The sequence below is a fragment of the Streptomyces sp. NBC_01450 genome (assembly GCF_036227505.1).
Classification (GTDB): Bacteria; Actinomycetota; Actinomycetes; order Streptomycetales; family Streptomycetaceae; genus Streptomyces.
The window spans coordinates 4,494,368-4,506,813 of sequence record NZ_CP109480.1; the positions used below are offsets into that span (position 1 = coordinate 4,494,368).

The following is a 12,446-nucleotide window of genomic DNA, read 5'->3' on the forward strand; positions in this document are numbered from 1 at the left end:
TGTGGTGTTGTAGGGGAGGCAGCATCCAGACGTGAGGACGAACCGTGCAGCTTCAAGACGTACTGAACCGTCTCGACCGGTGGCTGGAAGTCAACGCGCCGGATGATTTCAGCACGTTGAACCCGCCCGCGACGGCCTCGGAGATCGATGCGATCGCCGAGAACAGGTTCTCGCTCGTCCCGGAGATACGGACGTGGCTGAAGCATCACAACGGCGTGTCGACCCACTTCCGGCACAGCGGCCCCGGCGGCTTCATTCCGGGCGGCCACTATCCGGTCGACGCCGAGCGCATGATGCTCGGCCAGCGGGACATGGAGCAGGACGTGGCGTGGAGCCAGGAGGACGACGACGCGGACTTCGTCGTGGGCCGGACGGCTCATGTGAAATGGGTGCCCATCAGCAGTACGCACGTCGGCACGCAGCTGGTCGTGGACCATCGCGAGGGGTCGACGTACGGCGCCGTCCTGGAGATCGACCAGGATCTGGAACTGTGGGGGGTCGTGCGCTGGAAGAGCCTGTCCGAGATGTTCCAGGAGACACTCGAATCCCTGGAGACCGGACGGCCCGTCGTCACGGCGATCGGCAGGGAGATCCGTCCCGAGACGGTCCGCGAGTCGGACGGTACGAGCAACATCGTCTGGACGTGACGCGGGACGGCCCACCGTGGGGGACCGGCCGTGCCGGCGGCCCCCCACGTCCGTCGCCCTAGAAGGGCGGTGAGTCAGGGACGGATGACGCAGACGTCATCGGGATTGCATCCCTCCATCTGCGGAACCTCCATGTAGAACGCCCCGCCGTTCTGCACCCGTGCCTTCGTGAAGAAGCCCGACAGTCCCGGGCCTCTTCCCGCGTCTCCGTTCTGCTTGCCCGGCATGGAAGCACGCCCGCAGATCTCCTTCCACGTGGGCGGGTCGTACCCGTCGTCGTCGAAGAGGCGCCAGGTGCCGTCGTCCTGCTTCTGCGCGAAGAGCTGCGCGCAGATCCCTCCGTTGACGACCGGTGTCGGTATTCCTCCGCTCTCCAGGGTGGCGGCGAAGGGGAACTCGTCGCACTGCACTCCCTGGGTGTCCCCGGTGGCGTCCGGGTGGGCCGTCCACTTACCGGCGCCGGTTTTGTTACAAATCGTGTTGCGGTTGTGTTCCTGCTGGACCTTGTCCGTCATGCGGTGCATCGGTTTGTTGTACTTCTTGCTGCCCGGATGGCCCGAAAGCTTCTCCCGCAGCACCCAGTAGTAGGCGGCAGCGGCCGGATAGCGCTTGGTGTTGGTCTGCCACGTCGGTGTGTTCTTGGCGAAGACGCAGCCGGTCGAATTGGTTACGGCGACGCTGTTGTCACATTCGACCTCTCCCCAGAAGGTCCAGGACGGCTTGATGGTCGCGGCCGCTCCAGCCGCCTCGGGGGCAGCCGCCTTGAAGTTGAGGAACGTACCCCGGTCGAACTTCTGGGACGTACCGGACACAGCGTTGTTCCAGGTGAACGTCCTGGTCGCCGACGCCCAGTGCGTGTCCACAATGGGCTCCCACATGGTGAGACCGTCCCAGGTGCCCTGGTAGGCCTCGTCGCAGTCCGGTGTGCAGATCGCGTCCCAGTAGTCCAGGGATACGGTTCCCAACGAGGCGTCGAGGGACAGCGGGCTCATGAACATCCGCTCACGGAACACGGCCTTGTTCTCCAGCAGGATCTCCTCGCGAACCGCGAAGATGGCCGTCCCCACCGTCTCGCCGTTGTGCTCCCACCTGATCACGACGGCCAGCTTGTTGCAGCCCTCGCGGCGCGTGATGGTGTAGCCGGAGACGGTGGGGTCGTCGCACCACGACACCAGCGGGGCGGCGGCTGCGGCGACGCCGCTCCTGGAGCTCTTGGACTGCTGCCACTTCCCGGCGCCGTACTTCTTGATGTCGTAGTCGAGCTTCACGCACTGGCGTGTGCCCTCGTGGTCCGTGGCGACGCAGCGCTCCTTGTTCGCCGCCAGCGTCGTGCCCTCGGGATTCGGCTGCTTCTGCCGGTCCGTGTCCTCCCACACCGGGTCGGGCGCGTCGGGGTCGCCCTCCGGGATGACGATATCGGGTACGAAGTCCCAGTCGCCGGGCTCGAACGCCACGGCGTCGAAGGCGATGTCCTCGTCTCCCGTGCCGTCGGACGTGATCGTGTTCAGCTTGACCTCGGGCACGATGCCCTTGGTCCGGAAGATCCCGAGCTTCACCCACCGGTTGCTGTCACCCGGCTGGGAGACGGTCCTGGTGCGCCAGCCGTTGCGGGTCTTGATCTGATACTTGGCGAGCTTGGTCTGCGCACCGTGGTCGGGCAGGTGCACCCAGACCCTGGCGTCCTTGTCGAGCTCCCTGTTGAGCTTCCAGTCACCGGTGATCTTCAGCCGTTGGCCCTTGGTGTCGTCGGCGCGCGTGTGACCGAACCAGAAGTGGCCGCCGAAGCCCGCGCCCAGTTGGTGGAGGTCGACCTTGGCCGGGTAGACGGTCTCGACCGAGTTGTTGGCGAAGTTGAAGCTGAAGGTGCCGGAGTTCGTGAAGGAGTTGGTGCAGCCCGCTCGGACGACAGGGGTGTCGGCGGGGACGTCGTCAATGATGAGGGCGCCGTCCGGCAGGCCGCTGGTGCTGCAGTTCGGCGGATACGCCGTGCCGTCGGGCTCTTCGGGCGTGGTGTCGCCGAAGCGGACGAACTCGTATCCGCAGGTGTCGACGCAGTCGGTCTTCCACGTCACCGGCTTGTTCCACCAGCACTTGACGTCGTCACGGCCGCAGGGGCCGCTGCTCGCGGTGTCGTTGGAGGCGCCGTCGGAGATCCGGCTCGGGTCGCAGCTGTTGGAGGAGTCGCAGAAGGCGTCCTCGGGTGCTTTGAGGTGGGCCCGGTTGTAGAGGGCGCTGCCCTTGACGGTGACGGCCGAGTTGGTGCCGTTCCAGGTGGCGGGGCGGAACGCGGGGACCAGCGTGCCGGGCGATTCCAGGAAGGAGGGCGGGTGGGCGGCGAAGCCGAGGACCTTCTCCTGGTAAGGCCAGTTCTGCGGGCGGGCCGCGGCGCTGGCGTCCTCGCCGCCGGCCGCGTTCTCCATGAACGGCAGCCGTCCGGCGTCCCATTCGGGATTGGCGGGGTTGTTGGCCCAGCCCAGACCCCACGGCGTGCCGTCACCGGCGTTGGGGTGGAAGCCGGAGTTGTACGCCCACAGGGCGAAGTACCAGTTCTCCGGCCGGCCGCTGGTGCCGTGGTTGGCGATCATGCCGGCGGCGCGGGTCTCGTTCCACTTGGAGACGAGGGTCTGCAGGCCCGCGGCGATGTTGGCGGTGTAGTCCAGCGCGGCGGCCCGCTGCTTCTGGTAGTCCCAGGCCGCACCGCCGTGGCCGTCCTCGCGGCCGGCCATCCGCATGTGGTCGGTGATCTGCGTGATGCCGTAGCCGCAGTCCGCCTTGGCGAAGTCGACGTCCCAGTCGTTGCTGGGGTCGCCGTCGTAGAGGTTGATGCCGTAGTAGTTGCCGATCAGCGGGCTGGCGGTGACCCCGGGCACGGCCTCCCGGCCGGCCTGCCACATGTTCGACTCCTGGGTGGTCACCCCGAGCATGACCTGCGCCATGGCGCGACCGCCCCCATCGAGCGGCGGGTTCAGGAAGAGTGTCTGCGGCATGTACGCGGGCATGCCCAGGTTCTTCCAGTTCGCCGGGCGCGAGATGTGCGTATTCAGCAAGCCCTTGACCGCCATGTCGACCGCCCACTCCACCTGGCGCGGCTTGGGCTGCATGGCCTGGTTGCGCGGATCGTTGCGCGGCACGGAGCAGGTGCGTTCCGCTTCCACCGGGTCGCTGGGGTCACCGGCGGCCGTCGCGGCCACCGACGTCCTGGCGCTGCCCGCGGAACCGGACCGCAGTCCCGGGGACGCGGCACGGCCCTGGCCCGCGTACGCCGACACCCGATGCGCCGGATCGACGGTGAAGGACGCCTTGCGTCCGGTGGCGCGGGTGGTCAGGGACATCTTCACCGTACGGGCCCTGGTGGCCTCGCCGGGCTGCAGCAGTGTGCCCTTGCCGTCGGCCCAGGCCGTGTGGGTCAGGACGGCCTCACCGCGTGTGGAGACGGTGACGTCCTTCGGCGTCGACGCGAGCCTCTTCACCGAGGCCGGCGTGCGGATGCCGGTCGGCCTGGTCGTGCCCGTCACATACACGGTGCCCGCGCTGCGGGTCAGTCCGGTCTCGGTGGCCAGGCCCCGCGCCAGCACGGCCGCCCGCGTGGTGCGTACGTTGGGGTGCGCGACGGCACCGGCCGTGATGCGCTTCACCTTGGACGTGGCACCGCGCTTGTCGAGGAAGGTGATCCCCCCGTCGGCGTCGGGCGTCAGGCGGTAGGGCACACCGTCGGTACGGGCGAGAGCCGTGCGCCCGCCTCTGGCGTCGACCTTGATGACCTCCGCGCCGGAGGCCGCGGCTATGGAACCGTCGGCGGCCGGGACGGCCGAGGTGACCTGCCCCTTGACCGGGATCGGCTTGCCGATTCCGCCTGTCGAGGCGTCCAGCCGGAACAGGCGGGTGCCGGGCCTGTCCTCACCGCCGGACTGGGTCAGGATCACCGTCTCACCAGGTCCGCAGCCCGGGTTGTAGTAGGACAGCGACGCCTTGAGATCCAGCTTCGTCACCCGGCCGGAAGCCAGATCGACCACCGCGGTGAATCCGCCCCGAGCCATCAGCTGGGGCTTGTTGGTGAAGGTACGCGGCGCATAGACCACAACCGCCCGCTTACCCGAACCGGTGACGCAGGTGTTGCCGATCCAGGCGTCGGCGTCGAATCCCGGCTCGGAAAGCGATGCGATGGTGCGCCAGCTGTATCCGTCCTTCTTACTGGCGGTCAGGAGATGGAAGCCGTCCGCATCCCCCGAGGTCGTCCACGCCACGTCGGCGGACGCCTGCCACCCCTTGCCCAGCACCGCGGCCCGCTCGGCCGACGGCACCACATCACGCCGGGCCCCGGCCGCCGCCTCCATCGCGGAAGACGCCGGCTCCGGTGGATCAGCCCAGGCCACAGCCTGCGTCACCCCCGCGAGCAACGTACCGGCCACCAACGCGGCCAGCCGTCCCCGCACTCGTCTTCTGAGTCTCAAAATATCCCCTTCTCACATGGCTCCCGCACTACGAGAGCCCTGAAAGGGAAAGGGCACCTTGACCACAATCCGGGCATACCTGATAGGCCGCACACCGATTTCACAGTTCGCGGATTCAGACAAGAATTGAGCGCGGTCAGCCGGTCAGTGCGCAGCGCAAGGTGTCGCCAAGATCCCCTCCCCGTTGACGGGAGAATGGAACAGACACCCAACCCGAGTCAATGAATTTCTCATGGAACTTTAAAGTTTCGGCCTTTGTGGCCGATAATCGCCCGGGAATAAATCGCCCCATGGAGGGAATCCTTCAGATATACGCGACCATCTCGACCATGAGCTTCGGTCCGGTTGGCACGAAAAGGGCGCCCGGTGGGTCACCGGGCGCCCTTTTCCTTGGGCCCTGGCGGGCCGTTTTGACGGTTACTGCTGGTCGAGCGGGTTGAACGGGTCCTCTGGCGTGATCTCGTCGGTCGGGGTCGGTGGCGTGGTCGCCGGTGTCGTCGCCGGGGTGGTCGGGGGCTCGGACGTCGGGGTCGGCGGGGCGCTGGTGGTGGGCGTCTCGATCGTCGGCGGCTCGGTGGTCGGGGTCTGCGACGGCGTCTCGCTCGGCGTCTCGCTGATCGTCGGCGTGGTGCTGGGCGCCATCGCCGCGCCCTGGGTGGTGTCCAGGTCGAACGTGGTGACGCCGCCCATCGCGTTGAAGGTGTACGCCGCCCATATCTGGGCCGGGAAGCCACCGCCGTTGACACGGCCACCGCCCGCGGCGCCCCTCAGGGACACCTGCGTACCCTGCTTGATCACCTTGCCCGCGGTGTTCTTGCGGTCCTTGGGGACCTCTCCGAACAGACCGACCGAGGTGACCAGGTTCGGCGTGTACCCGGTGAACCAGGCCGACTTGTTGTTGTCGGACGTACCCGTCTTGCCCGCGACCTGCTGACCGTTGCGGTCGACCGCCTGGGCCACCGAGAGCTGGGCCGTACCGTCGTTGACCACGCCGGTGAGCACCGAGGTGACGGTGTCGGCCGCCTCACTGCTGATGACCTGGTCGCCGATCGGGTTCGGGAAGTCGACCGAGCGGTCCTTGTGCTCGGCCGAGGCGACGATGGCCGGGGTGACCTTCCGGCCGTGGTTGTCGAGGGTCGCGTAGATGCCGGCCATCTCCATCGGACTCGCGCCCATGGTGCCGAGGGTCTGCGCGGGCACCGCCTGCATGCCCTTGGTGTCCATGCCGAGCTTGCCGGCGACCTTGAGGACCTCGTCCATTCCGACGTCGACGCCCATCTGCGCGAAGACGGAGTTGATGGACTTGTTCATCGCGGTCTGGACGGTGACGTCGCCGTAGTTCTGGTCGTCCTCGTTGGGCGGTGCGAAGCCGATGCTGCTGCCCTCGACGGAGCGACCGCTGGTGCCGTCGTAGACCGTGTCCGCCGTGATGTCCCGGCCGTCCTGCGTCTTGGCCTGCTGGTCCAGGGCCGCCGCGAAGATCAGCGGCTTGAAGGTGGAGGCCGGCTGGTAGTCGCGGCGCGTCGCGTTGTTCACGTAGTGCTTGAAGTAGTCCTCGCCGCCGTACATCGCCACGACCTTGCCGGTCTTGGGACTGACGGAGACCGCCCCGCCCTCGACGTCACCGTCGACCGTGCGCTTCTTGGCGTCCAGCTTGCCGGTGAGCTTCGTCTTGACGGCGACTTCCAGCTGCGTCTGCTTCTTCTTGTCGATGTTGAGCGTGATCGTCCAGCCGCCCGCGTCGACCAGCGCCTTGGCGTCCTCGTAGTCGGCGGCGGCGCCCTGCGCCACCAGCCGGTTGGCCAGCGCGCTGTTGGCCGCGTCCACCAGATAGCCGGTCTGGCCCTCCATGCCGGGCACGCCCTTGGGGTCCTGCGGGATCGGGAACTTCATCGTCGCGCGCTTGGCGGCGGGCAGCCAGCCCTCCTCGACCATGTTGTCGAGGGTGTAGTTCCAGCGGGCCGTGACCAGCCGCTTGCCGGTGTCCGTGGCGACACCCCAGTCGTACTGACTCGGGGCCTGGAGCAGCGAGGCGAGGTACGCGCCCTGCTCGACCGAAAGCTCGCTCGCGTCCTTGCCGTAGTACGCCTGGGCCGCCGCCTGGATGCCGTAGGAGTTGCGGCCGTAGTAGCTGGTGTTGATGTAGCCCGCGAGGATGTCGTCCTTGGACTGCTGGCGGTCCAGCTTCAGCGAGATGACCAGTTCCCTCAGCTTGCGCGTGACGGTCTGGTCCTGGGTGAGGTAGTAGTTCTTGACGTACTGCTGGGTGATCGTCGAACCACCCTGCTTGCCCTTGCCGGACAGGGTGTTGATCAGACCGCGGGCCGTGCCCTTGAGGTCGACGCCGGAGTCCTTGTAGAAGGACTTGTTCTCCGCGGCGACGAAGGTCTTCTGGACGTCCTGGGGCACCTTGTCCAGGCCGACGATCTCGCGGTTGACCTTGCCGGTCCGGGCGAGCGTGCTGCCGTCGCTGTACTTGTAGATGTTGCTCTGACGCTGTGCGTCGGCGTTGCCCTGAGGTATGGAGACGACCATGTAGAGCACGATGAAGGCGCCCATGCCGAGTAGGCAGACGCCCAGGAAGGTGCCGAGGATCGTCTTCCAGTTCACGAACCGGCGTATGCCGGTGCGGCGGGGCTTCCCTCCGAACGAGGGCATGGCCGCCGCGCGGCGGCCACCGTGCTGCCGCGCTCGTCTCTCTTGCGCTCGTCCCATGGCTGAGTCCGCTCCGCTCGCTCTCGTGTCGCGCTCTCTTGTACGCGTGTCCTGCCGCGTTCACTCACACGCTCGCGTGTCGCGTTCATGCTCGTGCGCCACACAGGTTCGCCGCTGAGGTCAGCTCAGCAAACTAACACCACGCGCTATGACAAAGGGCTGCCGATCCGCTCTTTTGTGGACGTGACAATCAGCACGTACTGCCCAGGACTGCGCATCCGCCCCATCTCAACCGACGAGCGAGAGGGGCGGAAGGTTGCCATGCGGGGTAAAGTGATATCACTTAGATAGGACCTGGATGCCCTTGGTCGGGCGGGAGCCGTACGGGCTTCCGCCGCACGAAAACCGGGGACCCATGCCGGAACAGGACTCCACTCCCAGCGGCTCGAACCCCAGCACCTCCACCCCTCTCGCCGATGTGCCGCGGATGCCCGATCCGCGTGTGCGGGAGTTCACCGCGCACAGCATCGACGGCGGACTCGCACGTCTCTCGCTGCGTGGCAACGCCGAGGAGATCACCGAGAAGCTCGAGGCAGTGGGAGAGGGACATCGTGGAACCGGACCCCGAGCGGAAGGCGGCGATGGTGTCGAACCCGTTGGTGGCGTTGTGCGGTGACCGGGCTCCGCAGCCCGTCCTGAACACGGGGTCCCTCCACCAGTGACGGATCCCTCCGAGGAATCGACCCCCCGGCGTCGGCCGCAGCAGCGCAAGCAGGTTCTGCTGCGGCTGGATCCGCTGGTCCATGAGGCGCTGGCGCGGTGGGCGGGGGACGAGCTGCGCTCGGCCAACGCGCAGATCGAGTATCTGTTGCGGCGGGCGCTCGCGGAGGCGGGGCGGTTGCCGGGTGGGGCGGGGCCGATTCCCCGGCGGGGGCGACCGACCGCTTCCGCGACGGGGGAACCGGAGGAGTAGGCACCGCCTCCGCCCCGGGCGGGTGGGGGTTGATCGCGCGGTTCCCCGCGCCCCCGAAATGCCTGGTGACGGAACCGTGACAATCGGCTGTGACCTGCGCGAACGTGGGGCTCGGCATGATCTATTCTCGGTGTGTATACGTGCGGTGTATACGCCGTATGTAGAGTGCTCCGCATGTCCATCGGTCACACCCTCCTAGGACTCCTGGAGTCCGGGCCCCGTCACGGTTACGACCTGAAGCGGGCCTTCGACGAGAAGTTCGGTCACGACCGGCCGCTGCACTACGGCCAGGTCTACTCGACGATGTCGCGGCTGCTCAAGCACGGCCTCGTCGAGGTCGACGGGATCGAGGCGGGCGGCGGCCCGGAGCGCAAGCGGTACGCGATCACCGATGCCGGGATCACCGACGTACAGCAGTGGCTCGCGACGCCGGAGAAGCCCGAGCCGTATCTCCAGTCGACCCTCTACACGAAGGTCGTTCTCGCACTGCTCACCCACCGGGACGCGTCCGAGGTCCTCGACACGCAGCGGTCCGAGCACCTGCGCATGATGCGCATCCTGACGGATCGCAAGCGCAAGGGCGACCTCGCCGACCAGCTGATCTGCGACCACGCCCTCTTCCACCTGGAGGCCGACCTGCGGTGGCTCGAGCTCACCGCCGCGCGCCTCGACAAACTCGCCGAGGCGGTAACCCGATGACCCCCGCAGGCTCCCTGCTCGCGGCCCACGACCTGCGCAAGGCGTACGGCCCCACCAGCGCCCTCGACGGCGCCGAGTTCTCCATCCACCCGGGCGAGGTCGTCGCCGTGATGGGCCCCTCCGGCTCCGGCAAGTCGACCCTGCTGCACTGCCTGGCCGGCATCGTGACACCGGACTCCGGCTCGATCGTCTACAACGGCCAGGAGATGGCGACCATGAACGACGCCCAGCGCAGTGCGCTGCGGCGCAGCGAGTTCGGGTTCGTGTTCCAGTTCGGCCAGCTCGTGCCCGAGTTGACCTGTGTCGAGAACGTCGCGCTCCCGCTGCGGCTCAACGGGACCGGGCGCAAGGAGGCCGAACGGGCCGCCCTGTCGTGGATGCAACGGCTGGAGGTCGACGACCTCGCGGCGAAGCGACCTGGTGAGGTGTCCGGCGGTCAGGGGCAGCGGGTCGCCGTCGCCCGATCGCTCGTCACCAGTCCCCGGGTGCTGTTCGCCGACGAACCGACCGGCGCGCTGGACTCCCTCAACGGCGAGCGCGTGATGGAGCTGCTCACGGAGGCGGCCCGATCGACCAACGCGGCGGTCGTGCTGGTGACGCACGAGGCGCGCGTGGCCGCCTACTCGGACCGCGAGATCGTCGTACGGGACGGCAAGTCCAAGGACATGGAGCGCATCGTATGAGCATGCGTCAGTGGTCCAAGGACCTCGCCATGGGGGTCCGGTTCGCCTTCTCCGGCGGACGCGAAGGGTGGGTCCGGGCACTGCTGACAGCGGTCGGTGTCGGACTCGGCGTGGCGCTGCTGCTGCTGACGACGGCGATACCGAACGCGCTGTCCGCACGCGACCATCGCGGCAGCTCCCGGGAGGACTTCACGTACAGCGCGAAGAAGCTGCCGAAGGCGGACGACACGCTCCTCGTCGCCCGCTCCGACACGACGTTCCGCGAAAAGGACGTACGCGGCCGGCTCCTGGAGGCCGAGGGCGCCCGGGCCCCGCTGCCACCGGGCGTCGGAAAGTTCCCCGCGAAGGGCGACATGGTCGTCTCACCCGCGCTGGACAGGCTGCTCAAGTCCGACGGCGGCAAGCTGCTGCGCGACCGCCTGCCCTACCGGATCACCGGCACCATCGGGCAGTCCGGTCTCCTCGGGCCCGCCGAACTCGCCTACTACGCGGGCATCGACGGGCTGGCGAGCCGGCTGGGCAACGCCGACGTCGAGCGCATCGACTATTTCGGGCCCGCCCCGGGGAGCCAGCCGGACAAGTTGGACCCGGTGCTGCTCCTGCTCGTCCTGATGGTCTTCGTCGTGCTGCTGATGCCGGTCGCCGTGTTCATCGCGGCGGCCGTGCGCTTCGGCGGCGAGCGCCGGGACCGCCGGCTCGCGGCGCTGCGGCTGGTCGGCGCGGACGGACGGATGGTGCGCCGGATCGCGGGCGGTGAGGCACTCGCCGGAGCGCTGCTCGGGCTCGTCCTCGGCACCGGCTTCTTCCTGGTCGGACGTCAGCTGGCCAGCCTGATGAACGTACGCGACACCAGCGTGTTCCCGAGCGACCTCAACCCCTCGCCCGCGCTGGCCGTGCTCGTCGCTCTCGCAGTGCCGGCCGCGGCCGTCCTGGTGACGCTGTTCGCGCTGCGCGGCGTCGTCATCGAGCCGCTCGGTGTGGTCCGCACGGCGAAGCCGGCGCGGCGCCGGCTGTGGTGGCGGCTGCTGCTGCCGCTGGGCGGCCTCGGGCTGCTCTACCCGATGGTCGGCCAGGGCAACGGCAACGGCAACTTCAACCAGTGGCTGGTGATCGGCGGCACGGTACTCCTGCTCGTCGGCGTCACCGCGCTGCTGCCGTGGGTCGTCGAGGCCGTCGTCGCCCGGCTGAACTCCGGCTCGGTCTCCTGGCAACTGGCCGTGCGCAGGCTGCAGTTGAGCAGCGGTACGGCCGCCCGCATGGTCAACGGCATCGCCGTCGCGGTGGCCGGGGCGATCGCGCTGCAGATGCTGTTCGCCGGGGTCGAGACCGACTACACCAAGCAGACCTCCAACGACGTGACCCGGGCCCAGATGGAGATCTCCCTGCGCAGCGGCGTCCAGCTGGGCGAGGCCGGCCGGCAGCTCGCGCAGACCAAGGGCGTACGCCATGCGTCGGTCATCTCGGTGTCCTCGGCCGGCGACCGGCCGAAGAATCCGAACACCCAGATGGAGGTGGCGGCCGGCAGCTGCGCGGAACTGCGCGAGGTGGCACGCCTGGCCTCCTGCAAGGACGGCGACATCTTCTGGATCCGCGGCACCGATTACGACAGCGACACGAAGAAGCTCATCGAACCGGGCAGCACCCTCTACTTCGATCCGTCGTACGACGAGACGCCGGCCCACTCTGCGGCCTGGAAGGTGCCCGCCGGCCTGAAGACCGCCGGAACTCGCGCGGATCCGACCGGTTCCGTGCGCGGCGGAGTGCTGATCACTTCGGGCGCGCTGCCCGCGAACGCGGCGGACAGCCTGAGCCAGAACGTGTTCGTCACCTTCGACCCTTCGGTGCCGGACGTCGACGACTACGCGCGCAACACCGCCGCCCGGCTCGATCCGCTGGCGGACGTGTTCACCCTGGCGGCCAGCGAGCAGTCGCAGCAGTTCCGGTCCATCCGCACCGGACTGTTCGTCGGCGCCACCTGCGTCCTCCTGCTGATCGGCGCGAGTCTGCTGGTGTCGCAGCTGGAACAGCTGCGCGAGCGCAAGAAGCTGCTGTCGGCGCTGGTCGCCTTCGGCACCCGGCGGCGCACGCTGAGCCTGTCGGTGCTGTGGCAGACGGCGATCCCGATCGGGCTGGGGATGGCGCTGGCATCGGTGGTGGGCCTGACCCTGGGCGCGGTGCTGCTGAAGATGACCAACACTTCGGTCCGCCTGGACTGGGTGAGCGTGCTGTCCATGTCCGGCATCGGCGCCGGCGTGGTCCTGCTGGTCACCCTGCTCAGTCTGCCGCCGCTGCTGCGGCTGATGCGGCCGGACGGACTGCGCACCGAGTGACGGGCCCG

Annotated in this window: 7 protein-coding genes and 1 pseudogene; 6 read left to right on the forward strand and 2 right to left on the reverse strand. The window is 68.3% G+C overall.

Annotation, left to right across the window (positions count from 1 at the left end; translation table 11 throughout):
* Window positions 1-44: 44 nt before the first annotated feature.
* Window positions 45-647 carry an SMI1/KNR4 family protein gene (locus OG568_RS19980; RefSeq protein ID WP_266585402.1) on the forward strand — a complete coding sequence of 201 codons (603 nt, stop codon included), beginning with the start codon at window positions 45-47 and terminating at the stop codon, window positions 645-647.
* Between the two features lie 74 nt (window positions 648-721).
* Here the strand turns inward: OG568_RS19980 and OG568_RS19985 are convergent, their stop codons facing one another.
* Entirely contained in the window at window positions 722-5,098 is a 4,377-nt protein-coding gene (locus tag OG568_RS19985) for a hypothetical protein (RefSeq protein ID WP_329532564.1), read from the reverse strand.
* A gap of 417 nt (window positions 5,099-5,515) precedes the next feature.
* The gene (locus tag OG568_RS19990; protein ID WP_329532565.1) at window positions 5,516-7,813 is read right to left on the reverse strand and encodes a transglycosylase domain-containing protein; all 2,298 of its coding nucleotides are present in this window, start codon (window positions 7,811-7,813) and stop codon (window positions 5,516-5,518) included.
* 539 nt (window positions 7,814-8,352) lie between these two features.
* Between OG568_RS19990 and OG568_RS19995 the strand changes: the two are divergent.
* The 5 genes and pseudogenes from OG568_RS19995 to OG568_RS20015 form a co-directional block, all read left to right on the forward strand.
* Window positions 8,353-8,475, forward strand: a pseudogene (locus OG568_RS19995) (SPFH domain-containing protein); the annotation flags it as partial.
* Window positions 8,472-8,726: a hypothetical protein gene (locus OG568_RS20000; RefSeq protein WP_329532566.1), complete on the forward strand. Its 255-nt coding sequence runs from the start codon at window positions 8,472-8,474 to the stop codon at window positions 8,724-8,726. The pseudogene OG568_RS19995 and the gene OG568_RS20000, both read left to right, overlap by 4 nt.
* Before the next feature lie 174 nt (window positions 8,727-8,900).
* Entirely contained in the window at window positions 8,901-9,425 is a 525-nt protein-coding gene (locus tag OG568_RS20005; RefSeq protein ID WP_266436417.1) for a PadR family transcriptional regulator, read from the forward strand.
* Complete coding sequence (locus OG568_RS20010; RefSeq protein WP_329532567.1) at window positions 9,422-10,108, forward strand: ABC transporter ATP-binding protein; 687 nt, start codon at window positions 9,422-9,424, stop codon at window positions 10,106-10,108. Before OG568_RS20005 ends, OG568_RS20010 begins: the two co-directional genes overlap by 4 nt.
* A complete protein-coding gene (locus OG568_RS20015) occupies window positions 10,105-12,438 on the forward strand; it encodes an ABC transporter permease (protein WP_329532568.1) in 2,334 nt (777 codons plus the stop codon). Before OG568_RS20010 ends, OG568_RS20015 begins: the two co-directional genes overlap by 4 nt.
* The last annotated feature ends 8 nt before the right edge of the window (window positions 12,439-12,446 follow it).

Bases quoted from the DNA above. Each gene is read 5' to 3' on its own strand.
- OG568_RS20010 (WP_329532567.1), top strand. From the start codon at position 9,422: ATGACCCCCGCAGGCTCCCTGCTCGCGGCCCACGACCTGCGCAAGGCG.
- OG568_RS20005 (WP_266436417.1), top strand. From the start codon at position 8,901: ATGTCCATCGGTCACACCCTCCTAGGACTCCTGGAGTCCGGGCCCCGT.
- OG568_RS19990 (WP_329532565.1), bottom strand. From the start codon at position 7,813: ATGGGACGAGCGCAAGAGAGACGAGCGCGGCAGCACGGTGGCCGCCGC.
- OG568_RS20015 (WP_329532568.1), top strand. From the start codon at position 10,105: ATGAGCATGCGTCAGTGGTCCAAGGACCTCGCCATGGGGGTCCGGTTC.